Origin of the sequence: Halomarina pelagica, from assembly GCF_024228315.1 — an archaeon.
Lineage (GTDB): Archaea > Halobacteriota > Halobacteria > Halobacteriales > Haloarculaceae > Halomarina > Halomarina pelagica.
On the sequence record NZ_CP100455.1, the window covers coordinates 594,490 to 617,328 of the forward strand.

The 22,839-nt window shown below is 69.3% G+C and carries 21 protein-coding genes and 1 pseudogene; 9 read left to right on the top strand and 13 right to left on the bottom strand.

The features are described 5' to 3' along the window. Positions 1-968: 968 nt before the first annotated feature. The 9 genes from NKI68_RS21295 to phnG form a co-directional block, all read right to left on the bottom strand. A complete protein-coding gene (locus NKI68_RS21295; RefSeq protein ID WP_254546762.1) occupies positions 969-1,931 on the bottom strand; it encodes a transcription initiation factor IIB in 963 nt (320 codons plus the stop codon). Between the two features lie 131 nt (positions 1,932-2,062). Continuing rightward, complete coding sequence (locus NKI68_RS21300) at positions 2,063-2,857, bottom strand: sugar phosphate isomerase/epimerase family protein (RefSeq protein ID WP_254546763.1); 795 nt, start codon at positions 2,855-2,857, stop codon at positions 2,063-2,065. Then, the gene (locus NKI68_RS21305; protein WP_254546764.1) at positions 2,854-4,035 is read right to left on the bottom strand and encodes an alpha-D-ribose 1-methylphosphonate 5-triphosphate diphosphatase; all 1,182 of its coding nucleotides are present in this window, start codon (positions 4,033-4,035) and stop codon (positions 2,854-2,856) included. Before NKI68_RS21305 ends, NKI68_RS21300 begins: the two co-directional genes overlap by 4 nt. Then, positions 4,032-4,799, bottom strand: coding sequence for a phosphonate C-P lyase system protein PhnL (locus NKI68_RS21310; RefSeq protein WP_254546765.1), 768 nt, complete (start codon positions 4,797-4,799; stop codon positions 4,032-4,034). Before NKI68_RS21310 ends, NKI68_RS21305 begins: the two co-directional genes overlap by 4 nt. Then, positions 4,796-5,620: an ATP-binding cassette domain-containing protein gene (locus NKI68_RS21315; protein WP_254546767.1), complete on the bottom strand. Its 825-nt coding sequence runs from the start codon at positions 5,618-5,620 to the stop codon at positions 4,796-4,798. Before NKI68_RS21315 ends, NKI68_RS21310 begins: the two co-directional genes overlap by 4 nt. After that, positions 5,617-6,741 carry an alpha-D-ribose 1-methylphosphonate 5-phosphate C-P-lyase PhnJ gene (locus NKI68_RS21320; RefSeq protein WP_256562704.1) on the bottom strand — a complete coding sequence of 375 codons (1,125 nt, stop codon included), beginning with the start codon at positions 6,739-6,741 and terminating at the stop codon, positions 5,617-5,619. Before NKI68_RS21320 ends, NKI68_RS21315 begins: the two co-directional genes overlap by 4 nt. Continuing rightward, complete coding sequence (locus tag NKI68_RS21325) at positions 6,734-7,891, bottom strand: carbon-phosphorus lyase complex subunit PhnI (RefSeq protein WP_254546769.1); 1,158 nt, start codon at positions 7,889-7,891, stop codon at positions 6,734-6,736. Before NKI68_RS21325 ends, NKI68_RS21320 begins: the two co-directional genes overlap by 8 nt. Further along, a complete protein-coding gene (gene phnH / locus NKI68_RS21330; RefSeq protein ID WP_254546770.1) occupies positions 7,892-8,488 on the bottom strand; it encodes a phosphonate C-P lyase system protein PhnH in 597 nt (198 codons plus the stop codon). Further along, positions 8,485-8,931, bottom strand: coding sequence for a phosphonate C-P lyase system protein PhnG (gene phnG / locus NKI68_RS21335; protein WP_254546771.1), 447 nt, complete (start codon positions 8,929-8,931; stop codon positions 8,485-8,487). The genes phnH and phnG overlap by 4 nt, the downstream gene beginning before the upstream one ends. Before the next feature lie 277 nt (positions 8,932-9,208). On the opposite strand from phnG, the gene NKI68_RS21340 reads away from it, so the two are divergent. The 4 genes and pseudogenes from NKI68_RS21340 (at position 9,209) to NKI68_RS21355 (ending at position 12,783) form a co-directional block, all read left to right on the top strand. After that, the gene (locus NKI68_RS21340) at positions 9,209-10,300 is read left to right on the top strand and encodes a PhnD/SsuA/transferrin family substrate-binding protein (RefSeq protein WP_254546772.1); all 1,092 of its coding nucleotides are present in this window, start codon (positions 9,209-9,211) and stop codon (positions 10,298-10,300) included. Between the two features lie 19 nt (positions 10,301-10,319). After that, positions 10,320-11,149, top strand: a pseudogene (locus tag NKI68_RS21345) (phosphonate ABC transporter ATP-binding protein); the annotation flags it as partial. Then, positions 11,150-12,106, top strand: coding sequence for a phosphonate ABC transporter, permease protein PhnE (gene phnE, locus NKI68_RS21350; protein WP_438267823.1), 957 nt, complete (start codon positions 11,150-11,152; stop codon positions 12,104-12,106). Beyond that, complete coding sequence (locus NKI68_RS21355; RefSeq protein WP_254546774.1) at positions 12,103-12,783, top strand: DapH/DapD/GlmU-related protein; 681 nt, start codon at positions 12,103-12,105, stop codon at positions 12,781-12,783. The genes phnE and NKI68_RS21355 overlap by 4 nt, the downstream gene beginning before the upstream one ends. 66 nt (positions 12,784-12,849) lie before the next feature. Here NKI68_RS21355 and NKI68_RS21360 read toward each other — a convergent pair whose 3' ends face one another. Then, positions 12,850-13,725, bottom strand: coding sequence for a MarR family transcriptional regulator (locus tag NKI68_RS21360; protein WP_254546775.1), 876 nt, complete (start codon positions 13,723-13,725; stop codon positions 12,850-12,852). A gap of 180 nt (positions 13,726-13,905) precedes the next feature. Between NKI68_RS21360 and NKI68_RS21365 the strand changes: the two genes are divergently transcribed. From NKI68_RS21365 to NKI68_RS21380, 4 genes are all read left to right on the top strand, one after another. Continuing rightward, positions 13,906-14,913 (top strand): PhoU domain-containing protein, encoded by a 1,008-nt coding sequence (locus NKI68_RS21365; RefSeq protein ID WP_254546776.1) that lies wholly within the window; start codon positions 13,906-13,908, stop codon positions 14,911-14,913. A gap of 186 nt (positions 14,914-15,099) precedes the next feature. Further along, a complete protein-coding gene (locus NKI68_RS21370; protein ID WP_254546778.1) occupies positions 15,100-15,576 on the top strand; it encodes a TRAM domain-containing protein in 477 nt (158 codons plus the stop codon). 278 nt (positions 15,577-15,854) lie between these two features. Then, complete coding sequence (locus NKI68_RS21375) at positions 15,855-16,046, top strand: hypothetical protein (RefSeq protein ID WP_254546779.1); 192 nt, start codon at positions 15,855-15,857, stop codon at positions 16,044-16,046. After that, positions 16,039-17,061, top strand: a complete 1,023-nt coding sequence (locus NKI68_RS21380; protein WP_254546780.1) for an agmatinase family protein — start codon at positions 16,039-16,041, stop codon at positions 17,059-17,061. Before NKI68_RS21375 ends, NKI68_RS21380 begins: the two co-directional genes overlap by 8 nt. 4 nt (positions 17,062-17,065) lie before the next feature. Here NKI68_RS21380 and NKI68_RS21385 read toward each other — a convergent pair whose 3' ends face one another. Continuing rightward, entirely contained in the window at positions 17,066-18,115 is a 1,050-nt protein-coding gene (locus NKI68_RS21385; protein WP_254546781.1) for an NrpR regulatory domain-containing protein, read from the bottom strand. Between the two features lie 96 nt (positions 18,116-18,211). On the opposite strand from NKI68_RS21385, the gene NKI68_RS21390 reads away from it, so the two are divergent. Next, the gene (locus tag NKI68_RS21390; RefSeq protein ID WP_254546782.1) at positions 18,212-19,645 is read left to right on the top strand and encodes a sodium:solute symporter family transporter; all 1,434 of its coding nucleotides are present in this window, start codon (positions 18,212-18,214) and stop codon (positions 19,643-19,645) included. Positions 19,646-19,956: 311 nt separating this feature from the next. On the opposite strand, the gene katG is transcribed toward NKI68_RS21390, so the two are convergent. After that, complete coding sequence (gene katG, locus NKI68_RS21395; RefSeq protein WP_254546783.1) at positions 19,957-22,098, bottom strand: catalase/peroxidase HPI; 2,142 nt, start codon at positions 22,096-22,098, stop codon at positions 19,957-19,959. A gap of 75 nt (positions 22,099-22,173) precedes the next feature. After that, complete coding sequence (locus NKI68_RS21400; RefSeq protein ID WP_254546784.1) at positions 22,174-22,452, bottom strand: aldehyde dehydrogenase family protein; 279 nt, start codon at positions 22,450-22,452, stop codon at positions 22,174-22,176. Positions 22,453-22,839 lie beyond the last annotated feature (387 nt).

Sequence of the window (22,839 nt, forward strand, 5' to 3'; positions counted from 1 at the left end):
AACGGATTCGCGGGACACCACGTCGGTACGTCTCGATCGCTACACGACCGCATTCCGGGGGCATCGGTTGGACGATCGTCGACTACTTCTCCCAAAAACGGCAGAATCGATCGAGGCAGCGACGGCGTAACAAACCTACACCCATTACGGCGATCGTCCGTTTCGCGATCGACCCCGCCCGCTCTGCGTCGCCACTCGGGGGACGAACGACGGATTCGTCGACACTAACCGTCAATAAAAACTACTCGACAGTCGGGTCGTTATCTGTCGGGCGTGACGGGCGCACAGTCGGGGACGCGGCGGCGCGGACCGCCGCGTCGAAGCGGACGCGAGCGCCCGGAGTCGGCGGACGCGATCGCGTCGAACGACGACGGAGCGACAGGTCGACGGTCGACCGTCGCGAACCGCGGCGTGAGCCGCCTTCTGTCGCGAGAGATCCCAGCACGCGCGTTTCCGTGGGATCAGGTCGCCGGCACGACAGGATCCGTTCGGCCCGTTCGGCTGCGCGGTCGCGCCGAATGGCATCCACTCGACACCCTCACGGCGACGAGCCACGGTCGTCGCGTGGCCGAGGTCGCCCGTAGCGACACGTTCGCCCGAGGCGGCCGACGATCGACGTCCGGTATCCGATACCCGACGACCCGACCCCGGCGAGATACCGCCGTTCGGTGCGTCTCGGCGTCGAACCCCTGATTCACGATGGGTCGCGCCGCCCGACGTCGTTCGACCGAGCCCGATCGAACATCCGAGTGATCACTTCTAACGGTACACTCGTTACCGCCCGCGTGGACACCGGGGCGTCGGCCGCATCGTTCCCGTCGCTCGTCGAGGACGCTTCGCGACTTCGAGACGGTACGGTGCACCCGTTCGATCGTGGCCGCGACGTGTTCGTAACGTGAACGGACCGCTGACTGCGACCGTGCCACGCGGCCGGAACGAGACCGACGACGGTCGCGGCGCGCGGGGGATCAGTGGAGGCCCATCGCCTCGATCTGTTCCTGGTAGCGGTTGCGGATGGTGACCTCGGTGACCTGGGCGACGGCCGCGACCTCTCGCTGGGTCTTCTTCTCGTTACAGAGGAGCGAGGCGGCGTAGATGGCCGCCGCGGCGTAGCCCGTCGGCGACTTGCCGGAGAGGAGCCCCTTCTCCGTGGTGACCTCGATGATCTCGTTGGTCTTCGCCTGCACCTCCTCGCTGAGGCCGAGTTCCGAGCAGAACCGCGGGACGTACGCCTGCGGATCGACCGGCCGCATCTCGAGGCCGAGGCTCTGTGAGACGTACCGGTACGTACGGCCGATCTCCTTGCGTTCGACGCGCGAGACCTCGGAGACCTCCTCGAGGCTGCGCGGGATGCCCTCCTTGCGACAGGCGGCGTAGAGGCACCCCGTCGCGACGCCCTCGATGGAGCGCCCGCGGATGAGGTCCTCCGAGAGCGCGCGGCGGTAGATGACCGACGCGACTTCGCGGACGGAGCGTGGGACGCCCAGCGCGCTCGCCATGCGGTCGATCTCGCTCAGCGCGAACTGGAGGTTGCGCTCGCCGGCGTCCTTCGTGCGGATGCGCTCCTGCCACTTCCGCAGCCGGTGCATCTGACTGCGCTTTTCTGCCGACAGGGACCGGCCGTAGGCGTCCTTGTTTTTCCAGTCGATCTGCGTCGTCAGCCCCTTGTCGTGCATCGTCTGCGTGGTCGGCGCGCCGACCCGGGACTTGCTCTGGCGCTCCGAGTGGTTGAACGCTCGCCACTCCGGACCACGATCGATGTTCGTCTCCTCGACGATCAGGCCGCAGTGATCGCAGACGAGTTCACCCTGGTCGTCGCTCTTGACGAGCGTCCCCGCCTCGCACTCCGAGCACACCCGCTCGTTCCCTGATTCCTGCGCTCGCTGCTTCGCTTCGGACTCGCGCTCACGCCGACGGGTGCGGTGTTCCATGACGTATTAACGGGAACGTCGTGGCACCTTAAGACCTCGCCACCCGATCCGGGGGGAATCGAGGGGACCGTCGGCGGCTCGCGTCGGCCGTCGTCGGCCGAGATGACGGCGCTCGACCGCGGGACGATCGCTCACCGCCCCGCGCCGACGCACGCCGCCACGTCGCCGACCCGCTTCATCTCGAAGACGTAGTACGCCGCCGTCGTCCCCTCGACGACCGGTTCGTACGCCGGGAGCGGGTCGTGCGCGTCCGAGTCGCCGTCGTTGTCGTGGAGGTGGACCACCTCGATCCGGTCGCCGAAGCGGTCCGCGAAGGTCCGCCAGTCGACGCCGTTGACCGTCGCGTGACCCACGTCGAGCGTGACGCGGAGCCACTCGGGGTCGGCGTCCACCGCGTCGAGCGTCGCGGCGAGGTCGTCGGGGGTGGTGGTGTGTCGTACCGCCGAGTCGGACCGCGGTTGATTTTCCAGGCAGAGCGGGACGCCGACGCGGGCGGCGTGGGCGGCGCACGCCGAGAGCGACGAGATCGCGTTCCGACGGGCCGTCGTCCTGACGCGCTCGGGATACCGCCGGGGGACGGAGCCGCCGTGGACGACGACGGCCCCGGCGTTCGCCGCCGCGGCGTCGTCGAGCGTCCGGATCACCTGCTCGACCGAGGCGCGACGCGACGCGTCGTTGAAGCTCCCGAGGTTCCAGTCGCGGAACGGCGCGTGCAGGGTGAACGTGACGTCGCGCTCGCGCCCCAGCGCGGCGAGGTCGCGCGGCGTCGGTGCCGCCGGATGCGCGTACAGGTACTCCCGCTTCAGTTCGACGTGGTTCAGTCCCCAGTCGGTCACGCGATCGACGAACGCGCGGACCGACTCCTCGAACCGGAGGTCCATCGCCGCGCCGAGGCGCGTCGCGCGATCGCGTCCGCCGCCGGTCATCGGGCCGCCTCCGCGCGGAAGACCGGTTCGCCGGCGACGAAGGCGCGCTCGACCACCGGCGTCGGCTCCGGATCGACCAGCACGAGGTCGGCGCGCGCGCCCGCCTCGATCCGCCCGCGGTCGGTCAGCCCCACCGCGTCGGCCGGGGCAGCGGTGACGCGGGCCACGCGGACCGGGAGGGGTTCGCCGGTGTCGACGAACGGCGCGGCGAGGAGCGACGGCGGGTGGTAGTCGGCGAGGAGCACGTCGGCGGCGTCGGCCGCGATCGCGTCGCTCGTCGAGAGGTTCCCCCACTGGCTGCCGCCGCGGACGAGGTTCGGCGCGCCCATCGCGGTCGTCATCCCCAGGTCGCGGGCGCGCTCCGCGGCGTCGAGCGTGATGGGGTACTCGCTGATGGCGACGCCGCGCTCGCGCAGCCGTTCGACCTCGACGGGGGTCTCGTCGTCGTGGGACGCGACGACGGCCCCGGCCGTCCGGGCGGCCGAAACGACGCGGTCGACGCGCGCCGAGAGCGTCGCCTCCGAGAGGTTCGTGCGCTCCTCGATCAGCGCGTCGGCGTCGCGGCCCGAGAGGTTCGCGTCGTTCTCGTAGTACGACCGGAAGCGCTCGACGTCGCGGAACTGTCCCTTCCCGGGGACGTGACTCATCACCGAGACGAGCGTCGCCGCACCGCGCGCGAGGACCGCCTCGACGGCGTCGACGCAGGCGTCGTCGGTGATCTCGCACCGCGCGTGGATGCGGTGGTCGGCGAGGAGCGAGTCGGTCGAGCCGACGGCGTCGACGATCCTCGACGCGAGTTCGGGCGACCGGTCCTTCTCGGGTGCCTCCTCGAAGGCGATGGCGTGGAACTTCGTCGTGATCCCCGCGGCGACGTTCGCGCGGTCCGCGGCGACGAGCGCCATCGGAACCTCCACGCGGGCGTTGCTCCGCGGGCGGAGGTGGCGCTCGATGTCGTCGCCGTGCAGGTCGACGATCCCCGGCATGAGTACCCTTCCGGCGGCGTCGACGCGGGCGACGCCGTCGGCGTCGATCCGCCCGGACTCGACGGCCGCGATCTCGCCGTCGCTGACCGCGACGCTCCCGCGGAACGCCGCCGTCGGCGTCACGACGCGGGCGTCCTCGACGACGACGTCGTACTCCCCGGGGTCGGCGTCGGCGCGCTCCGCGGTCTCGCTCACGGCCGCACCCCCGAGTCGGCCTCCTCGGCGTCCGGCGTCGCCGCCGCGAGGTAGGTCTCCACGTCGACGACGCGCCGCAGGCGAGCGTCTTCGAGGACGGCGACGCGGTCTGCGACGCGCGCCACCGCGTCGCGGTCGTGAAACACCCCGACGACCGTCGTCTCGTCGGTGAGATACCGGTCGAGGAGGTCGATCGCCGCCGCCTTCGTCCCGGGGTCGAGCGCGCTCGTCGGCTCGTCGAGGAGGAGGAGCCGCGGCCGGGGGGCGACGGCGCGGGCGAGGTTCACCCGTTGGCGCTCGCCGCCGCTGAACGTCGCCGGATACGCCCCGTGGAGTTCGGTGGGGAGGTCGAGGGCGGACAGGAGGTCCTCGGCGACGTCGCGCGCGGCGGCGCGCGCCACGCCACGCTCGACCAGCGGTCGGGCCACGACGTCCACCGCGGGGACGCGGGGGATCTCGTCGAGGAACTGGGAGGCGTAGCCGATCTCGGCCCCACGGAGCGCCAGCATCCGTCGCCCCGAACACGTCGCAAGGTCGACCGTCCCGTCGCGGCTCTCGAAGCGGACGCTCCCGCCCGACGGCCGGTAGGTGCGGTACAGGCACTTCAGCAGCGAGGACTTCCCGCTGCCGGACTCGCCGACGACGGCGAGGAACTCGCCGTCGCGGACGTCGAGGGAGACGCCGTCGAGGCCGACGACGCGCTTCCCCCCGACGACGTGCATCTCGAACGTCTTCCGTAGGTCTTCGATCTCGAGGAGCGTCATATGACTGAGTTGATCAGGGTCTGGGTGTACTCGTGCTGCGGGTCCTCCATGACGCGGTCGGTGAGGCCCGACTCGACGACGCGTCCGTGTCGCATGACGACGGTCCGGTCGGCGAGGAGTCGCACGACGCCGAGGTCGTGCGAGACGACGACGGTCGCCACGTCCTGTTCGCGCTGGATGCGCCGGAACGCGTCGAGCACGCGGGCCTGCACGCTCACGTCGAGGCCGGTCGTCGGTTCGTCGAGGACGATCAGTTCCGGGTCGTTCGCGATGGCCCTGGCGATCTGGACGCGCCGCTGCATGCCGCCGCTGTACGTGTCGGTCGGGTCGTCCATGCGGTCGAGCGGGACCTCCGTCTCCTCGAAGAGGTCGCGCACGCGGGCGCGAATCTCCTCGAAGTTCCGCCATCCCGCCGCGAGGAGCGCCTCCGCGACGTTCCCCCCGCCGGTGAACTCGAGCGTCAGGCCGTCGCGGACGTGCTGGTGGACCATGCCGACGTGTCCGCTCCGCAGGTCGACGCGCTCCTCGTAGTTCGCCTCCAGGAGGTTCCCGTCGTAGGCGGCGAAGTCGACGCGGCCCGCGGTCGCCGGGAGGTCGAGCGCCAGCATCTCCGCGAGGCTGGACTTGCCCGAACCCGACTCGCCGACCACGCCGAGGACCTCCCCGCGATCGACCGAGAGGCTCACCTCCGCACACCCGACGACCGTTCCGCACGGACAGCGGTTCCGCCCCCTGTCGGGACCGGTCCGTTCGACGCACCGACCGCAGGGGTCGCCGTCGCCGTAGAACCGCGTGACGCCCTCGGCGTCGAGCAGACTCACGCCCCGTCACCTCCGTCGTCCGTCAGCAGCGGATCCGGCGTCCCCGGCCCCCACGCGACGCCGTCGGCGTCGAGGTGGTGGTCCTTCGGGAGCCCCGGGGTCTCGACCCGCTTCTCGCAGAACGAGGCGTCGTTGCAGGCGTGGCGGGTGACCCCGTCGTCGTCCGTCACCTCCGTCAGGTAGGTGTCGGTCGAGCCGCACCGGTGACACGACTCGCCCGCGAAGCGCTCGACCTGGAACCGGCGGTCCTCGAAGGCGAGCGGTTCGACCGACGTGTGCGGCGGCACGGCGTAGACGCGCGCCTCCCGGCCGGCGGCGAAGAGGAACAGCGTCTCGGCGTCGTTCAGCTTCGTCGTGTCCCACCGCGGGATGGGGGAGGGATCCATCAGGTAGCGGTCGTCGACCAGCACCGGATACCGCGCCGGGATCTGGATCTCGCCCCACTCGACGACGTTCTCGTAGAGCGCGACCCACATCTTCGAGTAGTTCCGGTGGGCGTGCCGGCGGCGGTTGGCGTCGTCGCTCCCGTCGACGCGCCGGAGCGGATCGGTCGTCGGCACCTGGAGGACGAGGATCTGCTCGTCGGTCATGACCTCCTCGGGGATTCGGTGGCGCGTCTGGATCACCGTCGCCTCGGCGGTGTCGGTCGTCACGTCCACGTCGGCCGTCCTCTCCGCGAGGCGTCGGACGTTGGCGGCGTTGACGCTCTCGTCGCTCCCCTGGTCGATCACCTTGAACGCGTCGTCGGGACCGAGCAGCGACAGCGACGCCTGGATCCCGCCGGTCCCCCACCCCCGCGCGAGGGGCATCTCGCGCGAGGCGAAGGGGACCTGGTGGCCCGGCAGCGCGACGGCCTTCAGGATCCCGCGGCGCACTTCGCGCTTCGTGTGCTCGTCCAGGTAGGCGTAGTTGTAGCCGTCGAGTCCCCCCTCGGTCCCCGGAAGGAGGTCCGCGACGGACGACGGTTCGTACGCGGCGGACGCTGACCCGTCCGCGTCGGTCGACGGTCCGTCCGCGACGGACGCCGGGTCGTCCGCCTCGGTTCCCCTCGTCCGCTCGTCGGCCGCCGTCTCCGATCCGTCGCCCGCGGCTGTCGCCGGGTCGCTCGTCGGTTCAGTCATCGTCGCTCACCCGCGTCTCGGGTTCGGCCGCCCGTCGCCCGTCCGGATCGTCGTCGCGATCCGAACCGGTACCGCCGACGGTCGCCTCGCGCGCCGCCGGCTCGTCCACCCCGCGACGGGCCCGTATGGCCCGGATGCGATCGAGGATGCTCCCGAACGTCACGTAGTGGGGGAGCTTCAGGTGTTCGATGAAGCCGAAGGAGTCGATCCCGTCGACGGTGTCGAGGACGAACTCGGCGTCCTCCGCGGGTTCGTCGCCGTCGAGCTGGACGGAGGCGTCGAGGATCGACATGCCGATCGCCTTCCGCTCGTTGCGGCCGAAGACGAGACCGTAACCGAAGGCGAACTGCGGGTCGTCGCGCTTCGCGAACACCGGGACGACGCTCTCTACCTCCGTGACCTCGACGCTCGTCACCTCGACGGGATCGCCGGTGTAGGGGTGTTCGATCTCGACCGGCAGGCTCCCGACGCGGACCTCGCCGAGCGTCGGGTGGACCTGCCCGTACCCCCGGAGGGCGCTGTAGGCGAGCGCGGTCACCGCCCCCGTCTCGCCGCGGGCGAGTTCCTGTAACACCGCGTCGCGCGGCGCGGGGAACAGCACCGGCTCGCGCGTCGCGTCGTGGGGGTCGTCGTCCTCGACCGGCGCGGGGGTCGCGACGAGCCCCTCCTCCCGGAGGAGTTCCATCACGTCGCGGAGCGACGCCGGGTCCTCGTCGCCGAGGTCCCACCCCGCCGTGGGGTCCGCCTCGTCGAAGTCGAAGTCGAGGAGCCGCTGGGTGTAGTCCTTCGTCGCCCCGAGGATCTGCCCGCCGGGGACGTCCTTGTACGCGGGCGACACCCGCCGCGTCGCGAACAGGTCGCCCGGGTCCGCGACGACCGTCTCGTCGAAGCGTTCGAGCGTGGAGCGGTAGGCCCGCAGGAGGAACGACGCCTCGGCGGTGTCGCCCTGCGCCTGCTTGATCGCGCGCGCGGCCAGCTTCGGCGCGTAGAGCCCGCCCTCGCCCGTGACCTGCCCGACGAGGCGGCCGAACTGCTCGTCGATGGCCTCGACGCTCACCTGCGGCTCGTCGCCTTCGAGCCGGCGCTTCTCGAAGAGGTCCTCGGCGCGGCGGATGACGTTCTCGCCGGCCTTCACGGCGACGTACCCCATCTACGCCACCTCCGCGGTGCGGTCCCCGACCCCGTCGTCGATCTCGACTTCGACCTCGACGGAGCGCGGCAGCGCGGCCACCCGCTCCTCGTCGACGAGGAAGACGTCCACGCCGCGCGGGTAGGTCGACTGCGCCTCGGCGATCGCCCCGACCTCCGTCGCGGGGAGACCGCCCACGCCGAACGTCCGCGTTCCGGGCACCCCCGGCCCGGTGACAGAGAGCGCGAGGCCGTTCACGCGCGTGGCGTCCGCCGCCAGCGCGTCGACCTCGTAGATGACCGTCGCACCCTCGCTCGGCTCCTTCAGGGTCCCGCGCTCGGCGTCGGTGACGCGGCCGTCGGTGTCCCCGGCCGCGACGATGAGGTCCGCCTCCTCGAACGGCGCTCGGCTGAGCCGCCGCTCGCGATCGAGCGCCGCGCGGAGCGTCTCGCTGCCGCCGTGGACCGTCACCTCGTGGTCGACGAGGGTCGCGACCACGGCGTTGACGGCGGGCGCGACCGGCGTCCGCTCGACGGTGCCGGGGCGACTCGCGGCGTCGAGGAGCGCCCGGAACGTCTCGCGGGTGTCGTGTACCGGATCGACGTCGAGCGCCCTCATTCGGCCTCACCCTCCATCGTCTCGAACGCCACCGTCGTCGCGCGGCTCTCGTTCCACTGCCGGCGGCGGGCCGCCTCGCGGTCGGCCGCGCTCGCCGTCAGGGTCGCGCAGACGCGCGCTGCCGTCCCGTGGTCGGCGTCGACGGCGGCGTCGACGATCGCACCGGCGACGGCCTTCGACTCGGCCTTGCCGGCGACCATCGCGAAGCCGCGCGCGCCGGCGTACTCCACCTCCGCGGCGGTCACGAGCACCTCGCCGAGGTTGAACGCCCGCCGATAGACCGGCTCGCGGACCCGCTGCATCAGGAGCTGCGGCGTCGGCTCCCGCAGGAGGCGCACCGGCGTCGTCCCGTCCAGCAGGTCGTCGGCGAGGCCGACGAGCGTCCGCTCGTCGCACGCCGCGATCAACTCGAACCTGTCCGCCCTGTCGTGTGGATCGGCCATGAACTCGGTCCGTGTCTCCCCGAGGCGCGCGCATAACGGTTCGCTGGGTACTCTCCCCTCGACCGAACGGTGGGAGGTCGGAGCGTCACCTCGCGTCGGCGGGTCCGGACGAGTACGGACCCGTCGGGACGGGACGCCGTTTCGTCGGTACCGTCTCGGTGACAGTAGTGCGGAACGGAGCGCCGAGCGCGGGCGGACGTTCGATCGCCTCCCCCTGCTCCCCTCAGTACTGTACCCAGACAACGGTTATCCGGGAAAGCTCGGAGTCGCCACACGTATGGTGAACTCCACTCGGGACACCACGGACGGCGCGGGGTCGAACGCGACGCGAGCGACGGTCACTCGACGGCGGTTCCTGGCGGGAGCCGGGGCCGTCGGTGCCGTCGGACTGGCGGGATGTACGGGCGGCGGAAACGCGAGCGACGGAAACGCGAGCGACGGAAACGCGAGCGGCGGGACGGATACCGACGGCGGGGCGAAGACCGGGTCGTCGGGATCCGGCGGCAAGGCGGTGACCATCCTCCTCACGCCGGAGAACCCGACGGAGGTAAAGAAGGACTACATGCCGATGAAGAAGTACCTCGAGGACGCGATCGACGGACTCGAGATCACCTACCGCGTCCCGCTCGACTACGCGGCCATCCTCCCGGCGCTCAAAGCGGAGCAGGCCGAGATGGGGATGGACGACATCACGCTCATCGCCGCACCCGACCAGATGGACGTGATGGGGACGGCGGTCACGGGCGGGACGGCGTTCTACTACTCGCTCATGATGACCAAGCCTGGAAGCGGGATCGACGAACCGGCCGACGTCGAGGGTAAGGAGATGGCCTTCGCTGACCCGCTCTCGACCTCCGGCTCGATCTACGCGCTCTACGAACTCAAGAACGCGGGACTCGACATCGGGAAAGCGCCCGGGAGCGACGCGGGTGCGGACTTCTCGGGCACGTGGTCGAACCACAAGGCCGCCATCGAACAGCTCATCAACGACAAGGCCGACGCCTGCTCGACGTGGGGCGGCAACGGGATGGCGTACGTCCCGAAGGGCGACATCCCCGCGGACGTAACGCAGAAGTCCGCGTACGTGAGCGAGGCGGGGACGAAGGATCCCGAACTCGACGTGTTCCTCTGGTCCGAGCCGATACCGAAACAGCCGATCTACGCCCGGAAGACGTGGACGGACCCGGTGAAGGAGGAGATCAGGGAGGCGCTCCTGGCCTCGAACGCGGAGACGATGGCGAAGTACAAGGGCGACGACTACGAGGGCACTATGCCCTTCACGACGCTGAAGGACACCACGATCGAGCACTACCGGCCGGTCATCGATCGCGTTCACACGCTCGGCATCGACCTGACCCAGGAGAGCTAACGCTCCCTCTTCTCCCACCATGAGCACACTCACCGTACGAAACCTCACCAAGCGGTACGGCGACGTCACGGCGCTTCGGGACGTCTCGTTCACGATCGACGCCGACGAGTTCGTGGTCCTCCTCGGGCAGTCGGGCGCGGGGAAGTCGACCCTGCTCCGCTGCGTCAACGGGCTCACGACGCCGACCGACGGGTGCGTCGAACTCGACGGCGAGCGACTGTCGGGGTCGCGCTCCGACGTCGCGATGATCTTCCAGCAGCACAACCTCGTCGAGGAACTCTCGGCGTTCGCGAACGCCCTGACCGGCTCGCTCGACCGGACCGGCCTCCTCCGGAGCGTCCTCCAGCGCAACGACGAGACGGACCAGCTTCGGGCGCTCCAGGCCCTCGAGACCGTCGGCCTGCTCGACGAGGCGGACCAGCGCGTCGCCCGGATGAGCGGCGGTCAGCAGCAGCGCGTCGGCATCGCCCGCGCGCTCGTCCAGGAGCCGCGACTGATGCTCGCGGACGAACCCGTCGCCAGCCTCGACCCCGCCAGCGCGGAGCGCGTGATGCGCTACCTCAAGCGGGCCGCGAACGAGTACGGCATCGCCACGCTGACGAGCCTCCACCAGGTGAACGTCGCCCGCTACTTCGGCGAGCGGTTCATCGGGCTCCGCGACGGCGAACTCGTCTTCGACGGGACGAGGGCCGACCTCACCCGCGAGGCCATCGACGACCTGTACGGCGACGTCGAGACGGTCGGGATGGGCGTCCCCGACGCGACCGACGCGACTGCCCCGGTCGACGCGACGCCGACGGGGATCGAACCCGGTCGGAGAGGGAACGACCTGCTGATGGAGGACCCGACGTGAGCACCGACGCCCCGCGCGGAACGCGCGCGTTCGACGGGGCCGTCCGGGAGCGACTGGACGAGATCCGCCGACGGAGGAGCCTCCGCCGACTGAAGCAGACGCTCGGACTGCTTGTCGCCGCGGTCGCGTTCTACGGCGCGTACACGACCGTCGGGTTCTCGATAGCGACGCTGGTCCAGTACTGGCCGCAGTTCACGGAGGCGCTCGGGGGGTACTTCCCGACGACGACGGTCCTCGGCGTTCCGGTCATCGACGTCGGGCGGTACTGGCGGTTCGTCGTCGCCGAGGACCTGTTTCGCCTCTCGGTCGTCACGGTGGCGATGGCGTTCACGGGCACGCTGCTCGGGCTTCCGGGGGCCCTCCTGCTCGGCACTCTCGGCTCCGAGCGCGTCACGCCGTTCCCGTTCAACTTCGTCTTCCGGACGACGATGAGCGTCATCCGCGCGATTCCGGCGCTGGTGTGGGCGCTCATCTTCATCCCGCTGGGCGGCGTCACGCCGTTCACCGGGACGCTCGCGATCGCGGTGGACACGATGGGGTACCTCGGCCGCCTGTTCACGGACGAACTCGAGGAGATCGACGACGGCCCGGTCGAGGGCGTCCGGTCGACGGGGGCGAGCGAGAGCCAGACGATCTACTTCGGGATGCTCTCGCAGGTGATGCGCCAGTACATCGCGTGGACGATGTACATCTTCGAGCTGAACGTCCGGATCGCCATCACGCTGGGGCTCATCGGCGCTGGCGGACTCGGCTACGTGCTGATGATCCAGCGACAGACGTTCCAGTACACGAATATGATGGCGGCGATCTTCGTCTCCGTCGCGCTCATCCTCGCGATCGAGATGACCAGCCAGCGCGTCCGCTCGCGCCTCCGGGCCGACGAGGAGACCGAGAGCGTCGTCGAACTGCTCCGGGCGTTCCCTCGGCGGACGGCCGAGGCGATGTGGCGATGAGCGGGCGCGGACACGTCGGCGTCCGCCGCGACGGTCGGTACTACGTCGCGTCGTACGGCGGGGAACGCGTCGGCGAGCTGTCCGAAGCGCCGACGCTCCACGAACCGGTGTCCATCGAGGACAGCGCGCTCGGCCGCTGGACCGAGGTGCGGGCGCACTCCCGCCTCGACGCCTCGCGGATCGGCGACTACACGTACCTGATGGAGCGCGTCCAGCTCGACCACGCTCGCGTCGGGGCGTTCGGCAACGTCGCCTCGGACGTCCGCCTCGGCCCGCCGAACCACCCCGTCGACCGCCCGACGGCGCACCACTTCACCTACCGGGCGGCGGCCTACGGGCTCGGCGAGGACGACGAGGCGGTCTTCGAGTGGCGCGCCGACCACCCCGTCGAGGTCGGCCACGACGTGTGGATCGGGCACGGAGCGACGGTCCTCCCCGGCGTCTGCGTGGGGACCGGGGCGGTCGTCGCCGCGGGAGCGGTCGTCACGCGCGACGTCGAGCCGTACGGGATCGTCGCGGGCGTGCCGGCCGAGCCGATCGGCCGTCGGTTCGACGAGGAGACCGCGCGCCGCCTGCGGGAGACGGCCTGGTGGGAGTGGGACCACGAGACGCTCCGCGAACGCCTCGAGGCCTTCCGCGACCTGGAGACGTTCCTCGACCGGTACGCGCGAGAATAAGCGAAGACCCCCGTTCGTCACTGCTCGAGTTCGCCCCCGATCCACGGTTCGCGTTCCGTCAACGGCCTAGCTCGGGATGTGTTCGGCGTCGATGCCGGAGTGGATGCGCGCGGCGAGTTCGGCCGTGTGCACCCAGTAGTAGATGCTCCGTTCGAGCGCCCGCGTCATCGTCGCGAGGTGGCCGTACATCTCCGGATCGTAGGCCGTGACGAGTTCGAAGAGTTCGTCGAGCTTCCGGTGGACCTCGTCCTCCTCGGCGTACAGGTCGTCCATACGATCCACCTCGGCGTCGAAGAGGACGGCGACGACGTGCTCGTTGATGTCGAGCCCGCCGTCGAAGATCTCGCGGACGTGATCGTGGACGATCCCCGCGGCGTCGGTCCCCATCTTGCCGGTGACGTCGGAGATGAAACACGCCCGATCGCCGACGATCTCGAGGTTCTTCGCGACGGTCCCGAGGTCCGAGGCGACGCGGTTGCCCGGCCACTCGGTCGTGAGGGTCATCGACTTCAGCTCCTGGAGCACGACCAGGCACCGCTCGTTCGCGAGCGGTTCGAGGTCGTCCGCGGATCGTTCGACGTCGTCGCCGACGAACGACGCCTGCGCCGCGCGGTACTGCTCCGTCGTCACCGATTCGAGGCGGTCGAGGTGGTCGAACAGGCGTCGATAGGAGACGTTCCCGGACCCCGCTCCGCGCATCAGCTCCGAGATGGCGGGCGCGTTCGCGAAGACCCGGGCGTCGTCGACGACGTACCCCTTGCGAACGATTCGATCGCTCTTCAGCTCCTGTAGTAACTCAGAGAGGTAGTGCTGAGAGAGGTCGAGTTCGGCCGCCAGTTCCGACTTGGTCTCCGGGGCCAGACGGTCGATGGTCTCGATGACCCGGGCGAGCGTCGCCTCTCGGCCGTTCTGTGGCGCTCTGTTTGGCTGACTCCATCGCATCCGTTCGTGACGACTCCCGAGGGGCCGGTATAGGGTTTCGTACCCGAGAGTCCGTACCGGTACGGACTCCCGTCGCACGGTGACCGCGATGTCCGTCGATAGCGCTCGATAGCCCTACGGTCGACACCACGTACCTCATATCAACGACTAAGGTTCGAACCTCCGGTCGTCCGCGTAGCTATGGAGACACGGAAGGTCCAGCTGTCGGGCGGCACCACCTACACCGTCTCGCTCCCGAAGTCGTGGGCGACGGAGCAGCGCATCACCAGCGGGTCGGTGCTGTATCTCCATCCCGACGACGACGGAACGCTCCTCGTCGAGGCGGGAGAGCGGCGCGAGACCGACGGGCGCACCGTCGAACTGGACGTCTCGAACTACGCGCCCGAGACGCTCGCCCACGCGGTCGCGTCGGCCTACCTCGGCGGCGTCGACGAACTCGTCCTCGTCGATCGGGGCGGACACGACGACGAGACGATCGACGCGGCGATGGACCTGACCGCGAACCTGAGCGGGTTCGAGGTCATCGAGACGGGAGAGCGGCGGCTCGTCTTCCAGAACATCATCGACCCGTCCAGCGTCTCGATCCGGAAGACCGTGCTCCGGCTGAAACTCGTCGCCCTCGCGATGCACCGCGACGCGGTTCGCGCCGTCACGGAGGCGGACGTTGGCCTGGCGCGACAGGTCGTCTCCCGCGACGCGGAGGCCGACAAGCTGTTCAGTCTCGTCACGCGGCAGTTCCAGCGCGCGCTCGACGACCTCCAGACCGTCGAGAAGCTCGACCTCTCCCGTCCCGAACTGTTCGAGTACTACCACACGGCCCGGCAGTTCGAGCGCATCGGCGACCACGCGGCGAAGATGGCCTACCTGGTCACCGATCGGAGCGAGGACCTCGCCGAGGTGGACGTGGACGAGTTCGCCCGGCTCGCCCGCGAGTCGCGACGCATCGTCGAGCGCGCGGCGGACGTCGTGCTCACCGACGCGGACGCGACCACCGCGTTCGACGTCATCGACGACGCGACGGCGCTGGAGGAGGCGACCACGGAACTGGACGAGGACCTCTACGGACACGAGGACGCGGTCGCGGCGTACGTCGTCGGGCTCCTCCTGGAGAGCGTCCGGCGGACGGCGGGATACGGCCGGAACGTCGCCGAGATGGGACTCCGGCGGACGATACGCCGGGGGGAGTAGTCGGGGCGGTACGGCGCTCGAACCACCGAGACGAACGCGGCCGGGGGAGTACGACCACGGGTGGACCTCCGCGTGAGGTGTCGACGCTGACCCCCAGCGGGGGCGCTTCCCGCGCGGGAGTGCCTTCGATCTCGCTGGTCGGTCGAATTCTAACCAGTTTTTACGCTGGAGTTCATCTCCCGAATCATGGTAGAGATCTCGGACTCACTGCGGCTGCTGTTCGAAACCTCGATCGAAGCGCGAGACGATCGCTACGTCGTTCCGATTCCCGCGGACCTCGTCGAGAACGGCTCGCTCTCGACCGACGACTCGTATCGGATCGCGCTGTTTCCAGCGCCGGACGCCGCTCCTCAGACGGCGTCCGCGACGGGGACGCGCCAGGAGAGAACCGAGACCGCCTCGGACCAGTCGCGCGAGGCGGCCACCCAGCCGTCACAGCCGTCGGGACGATCTCAGCAGACTCCCCCGGTCGAGGAGGGAGAGGTGCGCTCGGTCACGATCGATACGCTCGGCGATCAGGGCGACGGCATCGCGAAGGTCGAACGCGGGTTCATCCTCATCGTGCCGGGCACTCAGCCGGGCGACCAGGTGAGGGTGGAGATCACGGACGTGAAAGAGACGGTGGCGTTCGCCGAGCCAGTGAGCGAAGCCACCGTCCGTTAGACCGCTCCCGTCGACGCATTGATCCATCCTGTCAGCGAAGTAGACATCTCCTCGGTAGGTCGGTACCTGCTCGCGACGCGGTGCACAGCGCCCTCCCACTCGATCAGGGCAACTCGCGCACGCTACGGTGTCGCCGACGGCATCGTCGGACCTGCCTCGCCCCGACCGCCTCCTGTACCCTCGCGGCAGGCGTCCGACGCCGTTCGGAACTCCGCGCACTACGATCGCAACACCTTTTATGTGGGTAGGTGGCAACGTCGTGCCATGGTGAGCCGTCGATGACACGGAACGACGCACCCTCGACTGCGAACGTCGCCGAGTACCGTCGTGAGGAGGGCATCTTCGGAGTCGGCGACGTCTCCGAGAACGCCCCGCACCCGCGACCGCTGTTCACGATCACGGACGAGCGACTCGAGCCCGCGATCCCTGGACTCGAGGCCACCCTCGCGGAGGTACCGACCGATGACTGAACAGGGGAGGCCGTCTCGGGCGCGGGCGTTCCGCGACGCCCACGCCGGAGCCGACGTCGAGCTGGCCTACGCCGGACACCAGACCTTCCTCAAGGGCGACGCCCGCGACGGCGACGACGTCGACGACGTCGACGCGGCCGTCCTCGGCGCGCCGTTCGACGGCGCGGCCAGCAACCGACCGGGGGCGCGATACGGCCCGCGAGCGCTCCGGGAGGCCAGCACCTGGTGGGCGTACCTCTCGGGCTACAAGGGCGGGTTGACCAACATGAACACCCGCAAGCAGGTCGACTTCTCCGACCTCGACGTCGCGGACTGCGGCGACGTGCCGGTCTTCCCGATGGACCGGGAACGGACGGCCGAGAGCATCACCGCGCACGTCGCGACCGTCGCCCGGCGGGCGTTCCCGGTCCTGCTCGGCGGCGACCACTACTGCACCTACCCCTCGTTCCGCGGCTTCGCCGAGGGCTCCGACGCCGAGAGCGTCGGCCTCGTCCAGATCGACGCTCACACGGACACCGCCGACGGCAGCCCCGTGTTCGGCGACGAGTTCCACGGCTCGAGCACGCGGCTCATCGCCGAGTCCGCGTACTCGGCCTACGAGCACGTCAGTCAGGTCGGTATCCGGGGGTACGAGAGCCCGGACTTCTTCGAGTTCGTCGAGGAGACCGGGCTGTCGCTCTACACGATGCGGGACGTTCGGGAGGGGGGCATTCGGTCGGTCGTTTCCGAGGCGATCGAATCCGCGGCCGCGGACACGGACGCGGTCTACGTGACCTTCGACATCGACGCCGTCGACCCGAGCGTAGCGCCCGGCACCGGGACGCCGGAACCCGGCGGTCTCGACAGTCACCAGGCGCTCGCGGTGATGGAGACGCTCGGCGCTCACCCCTCGGTCGGTGCCGTCGACCTGATGGAGGTCGCTCCGGACGTCGATCCGACGGGATCGACGCAACTGCTCGGGGCCTTCCTCCTCGTCACGCTCCTCGAACGCCGGTTCGCCGAACGGCCCGACTGAAGAACTACGCCCGCTCTCGGGCTCGAACGGCCCCGAGCGGCTCGAACCGCGAGCGGGGCACGAGCCCGGAGAGGGTCTCCCAGGATTCCGCGTACCCCCCTTCGACCAGCAGCGAGAGCACGAGTTCGCCGATCGCCCCGTAGGTCATCGACGCGAACTCCCAGCCGGGGCGCTCGCTCGGGAACGGTCCCGCCTCGCGCGGCTTCCGGATGTCGAAGACGCCGCCGAGGTGATCGCGCACCTCCACCGCCAGGTCCCTGGCTTCGTCGTATCGGGTGAGCGGATACTCCCGGTTGTCGACGACGAACAGCGACCGCTCGTCCCCGCCGGTCAGCGCCGGCCGGACGTCGTCGCGTCCCGCCTCGATCAGCAGTCGCGTCACGTCGACCGTCGATCCCTCGCCGTTGATCGCGTCGATGTAGCGCAGGATCGCGCCCCCGTGATCGGCGTCGAGGTCGCCGTCGTGCGGGAACGCGTCCGGCTCGGGGTCGGGGTGATACTCCGCGACGCCCGCGGTCTTGAGGTCGGCGTTGATACCGCGGGAGAGCAACACGCCGTCGATCGTGATGCTGGAGGGGGCGTAGAGACGGACGGCGTCGTCGGACGGCGCGTCGATCGGATCCGGCTCGACGGCGATCGGGACCGGCGAGAGGGGCGTACCGTCCAGGACGTCGAGCGCCTCGAGTGCGCCGTCGAGTTCGGTGCGAGGCACGTCGGCCGCGGACGCGACGACTTCCCCCGTGTCCTCGACTGGATCGTAGGTGACCTGGCCCGTGAGCATCGCGATGCGCGCCCGGACCTGTTCGAGGCGACCGCTGACGTGTCCCCGTTCGAGTTCGGACGCGCCGTCGGGCGTCAGTCGCCGTCCCCGACCGGGGATCTTCTCCGTGAGCCCCGCCTCGTCGAGGTCCGCGAGCGTCAGCCGCACCGTCCGGTCCTCGATGGAATACCCGTGCCGCCGAAGCAGGTCCACAAGCCGAATGCTCCCGATGGGCTCGTAGTCCGCGATGAGCCGGAGCAGGTCGTAGGTACGCCGGTCCAGGTTATCGGTCATGGACCGAGTACCGCCCTCGAGACCGTAAACGTACGCCTCTCCCCGAGGTAGCCAGAATAACAACCGTTAAGTAGTGAGATGTGGCAACACAGTTCCATGGTCGTGCCAACGATTGACGCCGCCGTGCTGCTGGTGTACGTGCTCGGCATGCTCGGGATCGGGTACTGGGGCTACCGCAGGTCGGAGACGCTCGACGACTACCTCGTCGCCGGACGGAACATTCCGATCTGGATGTACGTGCCCGTCATGTCGGCCGTCATCCTGGGCGGCGCGTCGACGATCGGCGGCGGCGGGCTCGGCTACCAGTACGGGATCTCGGGGGCGTGGCTCGTCGTCTCGCTCGGGATCGGGACGATCGCGCTCGGGCTCCTCATCTCGACGAACCTCGCTAACCTCCGGGCGTATTCGCTGGGCGAAGTCCTCGAACGGCGGTACGACGAGTACTCGGGGACGATCGGTGCGGCGATCGCCGGCGTCTACGCGCTCACGATCGCGATCACGCAGACGATCGCGATCGGGAAGGTGCTGAGCGCCCTCTTCGGCTTCCAGCAGAGTACCATGATCGTCGCCGCCGGCGTCATCGTCATCGGCTACACGGCGCTCGGCGGCATGCTGACCGTCACGATGACCGACTTCGTGCAGTGGATCATCATGACCGTCGGGGTCTTCCTCTTCGCGATCCCGCTCGGACTCGACGCGGTCGGCGGGCTCTCCGGACTGACCGCCGAACTCGATCCGTCGTACTTCGCCCCGGCCGCGATCGGGTGGAAGACGATTGCCAGCTACGTCCTCCTCTACGTCCTGGGCATCATGATCGGGCAGGACATCTGGCAGCGGGTGTTCACCGCGAGGAGCGCCGAGGTCGCGCGGACGGGCAACGTCGCCGCCGGTATCTACACCATCGTCTACGGGATCGCGACCGCCTTCCTCGGCGCGATCGCGGTCGCCGTCCTCCCGAACCTCGCGGATCCGGAACTCGCGCTCCCGCGGCTCATCCTGGAGGTCGTCCCGGTCGGCGTTTCGGGCCTCATCCTGGCCGGGTTCGTCTCCGCGATGATGTCGACGGCGGACTCGGCGCTGCTCGCCTCGAGCACGCTGTTCACGAGCGACGTCTACAAGCGCTTCGTCGATCCCGACGCGTCCGACGAGACCTACACTCGCGTGTCGCGCGCGTTCGTCCTCGGACTGGGGGCGGTCATGATCTACGCGGCCGTCGCGATCGGGAACGTCGTCCAGGCGCTCGTCCTCGCGTACGACCTCTTGACGGGCTGTATCTTCGTCCCGGTTTTCGCCGCGTTCTTCTGGGAGCGTTCGACGTGGCAGGGCGCGCTGTCGTCGATCGTCGCGAGCGCGGGCGTCGTCGTCGCCTCCCTCTGGACGTACGGCTTCTCGTCGAATCTCCCCATCGTCTACGGGCTCGCGACGAGTACGGTCGTGTTCGTCGTCGTCAGCGTCGTCACCGGCCCGCCCGCCGCGGAGAAGCTCCGGGCGTGGACGCGGAGTCTCGGGTACGACGCCTCGACGGACTGAATTCGAACCGGTACCCACGCCGAACCGTAGACGCCCGGTTGCACGGTACGGCCGTCGGAGATCCTCCCTGTCACGGAAGAATCGAGGGAGGGAGTCACGAAGAACCGTCTCACGACATCGATTCCGCACTGGCCACCGTTCGACGGCAGCCCACAGCTATCGGCAGTATCGACAGGGTGGGCTGACGGAAGATGTCGAACTTCGTTACGTTCGACGCTCCGTCACGATTCGTTTGCGAGACCGGACGGGGGACCGTGGCGACACGCCATCGAGACGGCGGCGGCGACCGACCCGGCGGCTCGGAGGTCACCTCACTCGAGGTCGAAGCGGTCGAGGCTCATCACTTTGTCCCACGCGTCCACGAAGTCGCGCACGAATTTCCCCTCCGCGTCGTCACACGCGTAGACTTCCGCGACGGCGCGAAGCCGGGAGTTCGACCCGAAGACGAGATCCGCGCGGGTCCCCCGCCACTCGACCTCGCCCGTTTCGCGATCGCACCCCTCGAACACGTTCTCGGATTCCGCGGTCGGTTCCCACTCGTAGTCCATGTCGAGCAGGTTCACGAAGAAGTCGTTCGTCAACGTCTCCGGCCGGTCGGTGAAGACGCCGAGGTCGGACCCCCGGTAGTTCGCGTTCAGCGCTCGCATGCCGCCGACTAGCACCGTCATCTCGGGAGCCGTCAGATTCAGCAGTTCCGCCCTGTCGACCAGCAACTCCTCCGCAGGCCGGTCGACCCCGTCCCCGAGGTAGTTGCGGAACCCGTCCGCCTCCGGCTCGAGCGCGTCGAACGAGTCGACGTCGGTCTGCTCCTGCGTGGCGTCCGTCCGGCCAGGTTCGAACGGAACGTCCACGTCGTACCCGGCATCCCTCGCGGCCCTCTCGACGGCCGCGCAGCCGCCCAGCACGATCAGGTCGGCGAGCGAGACTCTCGTCCCGTCGGACCGCGAGCCGTTGAAGTCCTCCCGAATCCCCTCCAGGGTCTCCAGCGCGATCGCCAGCTCCTCGGGTTCGTTCACCTCCCAGTTCCGCTGGGGTTCGAGGCGGATGCGCGCGCCGTTTGCGCCGCCGCGCTTGTCGCTGTCGCGGTACGTCGAGGCCGCCGCCCAGGCGGTCTTGACCAGTTCGGAGACGGACAGGTCCGACGCGAGGATCTCCTCTTTGAGCGCAGCGATCTCCTCGTCCCCGATCAGGTCGTAGTCGGCGTCGGGGACGGGGTCCTGCCAGACGAACGTCTCGTCGGGGACCTCCGGGCCGAGGAATCGCTCGGGCGGGCCCATGTCGCGGTGGATCAGCTTGTACCACGCCTTCGCGAACGCCTCCCGGAACTCGTCGGGGTTCCCCCGGAAGCGCTCGACGATCTCCCGGTACTCCGGGTCTCGCTTGAGGGCGATGTCCGTCGTCAGCATCATCACGTCTTCCTTCTCCGACGGATCCTCGGCACCCGGTGCGACGCCGTCGAGTTCGCCGTTCTGTGTGGTCCACTGCCACGCACCGCCGGGACCCTTCTCCGGCCACCACGTGTAGTCGAGCAGGTTGTCGAGGTAGCTCGTGTCCCACCGGGTCGGCGTGGCGCTCCACGGCCCCTCGATCCCGCTGGTGATCGTGTCGGCCCCCTTGCCGGAGCCGTGCTCGTTCTCCCAGCCGAGACCCTGCTTCTCGATGGGGGCCGCCTCGGGTTCGGGGCCGACGTGCTCGTCGGGCTCGTCCGCACCGTGGACCTTCCCGAAGGTGTGGCCGCCGGCGATGAGCGCGACCGTCTCCTCGTCGTTCATCGCCATCCGGCCGAACGACTCCCGGATGTTCTCCGCCGACGCGAGCGGGTCCGGCTGACCGTCCGGCCCCTCCGGATTCACGTAGATCAGGCCCATCACGGTGGCACCGAGTGGCTCCTCGAGTTCCCCGTCGTCGGTGAAGCGTTCGGAGGCTTCCCACTCGTCCTCGGGCCCCCAGTCGACGGCCTCGTCGTGCTCGAAGGCGTCCTCGCGCCCGCCGGCGAAGCCGACCGTCTCGAACCCCATCGACTCCAGGGCGACGTTCCCGGCCAGGACGATCAGATCGCCCCACGAGAGCTTCCGGCCGTACTTCTGCTTGACCGGCCAGAGCAGCCGGCGCGCCTTGTCGAGGTTCGCGTTGTCGGGCCAACTGTTGATGGGCGCGAAGCGCTGTCTACCGCCGGACGCGCCGCCGCGGCCGTCGCTGGTGCGGTACGTCCCGGCGCTGTGCCACGCCATCCGGATGAACAGCGGCCCGTAGTGGCCGTAGTCCGCCGGCCACCACTCCTGGGTCGTCGTCATCACCTCCTCGATGTCGGCCTTCACGGCGTCGAGGTCGAGTTTCTCGAACTCCTCGGCGTAGTCGAACTCCTCGCCCATCGGATCGGCCCGTCGAGCGTTCTGGTCGAGGATCTCCACGTTCAGCCGATTCGGCCACCAGTCCCGGTTGGACTTGCTCATGTTCGAGAAATAATTGCGTTAGACTGTTAAGGTTATCTAATTCGGTAACGAAGTATTCGCTGCGGCCCAAGCTATCTATCGGATCTGTAAACTTTCGTTAGGGAGGGGGTTCACGCCCCGTATTCGGTACGGACTGCCCCAATACAGACACGTGACATTTTCGAGGACGAAATCCCTGTAGAGTTCCTGACTGGACGTCTTTCGTGGCGATCGCGGGGTGACGATCCGGCGGACGTCGGTGCGAGCGGTCGCGATCGCGCTCGTGGTGTCGTCGGTGATGACGGCGGTGGCGAGGCCGTACTCCACGTCGTTGACGACGCGGACCATCTCGTCGTAGTCGTCCCAGCGGAACACGCCGATGACGGGGCCGAATGCCCCTCTCGAACGGCTTCGCCGTCGTAATCCAACCCCCGATGAGCGTCGGCTCGCCGTACCAACCGTCGGCGAGCGCCGCATCGGTGTCGGTTCCCGTGAGGACGCAGACTCCGAACCGACGGTTCGATGGATGCACCCCACAATATCGCGATATAGAGTGTATGGAACCATCGGCCACCGCACGTCTCACCGCAGGGGCGGCGGTCGGTCCCCCTCCTGAGAACTCGGCCCGAACGAAGCGCGCGTACACCGGGGACGCCGGTCCATCCCGATCTTCGGCGAACACGCCATCCCGCTCGACGTGCGGTCCCCCACCGGCCCCCTCGACGATAACGTCCAGTGTCGAGGGGCGCTGCTCGTGGATGG

What these genes read in the sequence shown, in the direction of transcription:
- NKI68_RS21295 (WP_254546762.1), bottom strand. Translation starts at nt 1,931, where the DNA reads ATGGAACACCGCACCCGTCGGCGTGAGCGCGAGTCCGAAGCGAAGCAG.
- NKI68_RS21340 (WP_254546772.1), top strand. Translation starts at nt 9,209, where the DNA reads ATGGTGAACTCCACTCGGGACACCACGGACGGCGCGGGGTCGAACGCG.
- NKI68_RS21320 (WP_256562704.1), bottom strand. Translation starts at nt 6,741, where the DNA reads ATGACTGAACCGACGAGCGACCCGGCGACAGCCGCGGGCGACGGATCG.
- NKI68_RS21365 (WP_254546776.1), top strand. Translation starts at nt 13,906, where the DNA reads ATGGAGACACGGAAGGTCCAGCTGTCGGGCGGCACCACCTACACCGTC.
- NKI68_RS21375 (WP_254546779.1), top strand. Translation starts at nt 15,855, where the DNA reads ATGACACGGAACGACGCACCCTCGACTGCGAACGTCGCCGAGTACCGT.
- NKI68_RS21370 (WP_254546778.1), top strand. Translation starts at nt 15,100, where the DNA reads ATGGTAGAGATCTCGGACTCACTGCGGCTGCTGTTCGAAACCTCGATC.
- phnG (WP_254546771.1), bottom strand. Translation starts at nt 8,931, where the DNA reads ATGGCCGATCCACACGACAGGGCGGACAGGTTCGAGTTGATCGCGGCG.
- NKI68_RS21310 (WP_254546765.1), bottom strand. Translation starts at nt 4,799, where the DNA reads ATGACGCTCCTCGAGATCGAAGACCTACGGAAGACGTTCGAGATGCAC.
- NKI68_RS21380 (WP_254546780.1), top strand. Translation starts at nt 16,039, where the DNA reads ATGACTGAACAGGGGAGGCCGTCTCGGGCGCGGGCGTTCCGCGACGCC.
- NKI68_RS21360 (WP_254546775.1), bottom strand. Translation starts at nt 13,725, where the DNA reads ATGCGATGGAGTCAGCCAAACAGAGCGCCACAGAACGGCCGAGAGGCG.
- NKI68_RS21325 (WP_254546769.1), bottom strand. Translation starts at nt 7,891, where the DNA reads ATGGGGTACGTCGCCGTGAAGGCCGGCGAGAACGTCATCCGCCGCGCC.
- NKI68_RS21385 (WP_254546781.1), bottom strand. Translation starts at nt 18,115, where the DNA reads ATGACCGATAACCTGGACCGGCGTACCTACGACCTGCTCCGGCTCATC.
- NKI68_RS21355 (WP_254546774.1), top strand. Translation starts at nt 12,103, where the DNA reads ATGAGCGGGCGCGGACACGTCGGCGTCCGCCGCGACGGTCGGTACTAC.
- katG (WP_254546783.1), bottom strand. Translation starts at nt 22,098, where the DNA reads ATGAGCAAGTCCAACCGGGACTGGTGGCCGAATCGGCTGAACGTGGAG.
- NKI68_RS21300 (WP_254546763.1), bottom strand. Translation starts at nt 2,857, where the DNA reads ATGACCGGCGGCGGACGCGATCGCGCGACGCGCCTCGGCGCGGCGATG.
- NKI68_RS21390 (WP_254546782.1), top strand. Translation starts at nt 18,212, where the DNA reads ATGGTCGTGCCAACGATTGACGCCGCCGTGCTGCTGGTGTACGTGCTC.
- phnH (WP_254546770.1), bottom strand. Translation starts at nt 8,488, where the DNA reads ATGAGGGCGCTCGACGTCGATCCGGTACACGACACCCGCGAGACGTTC.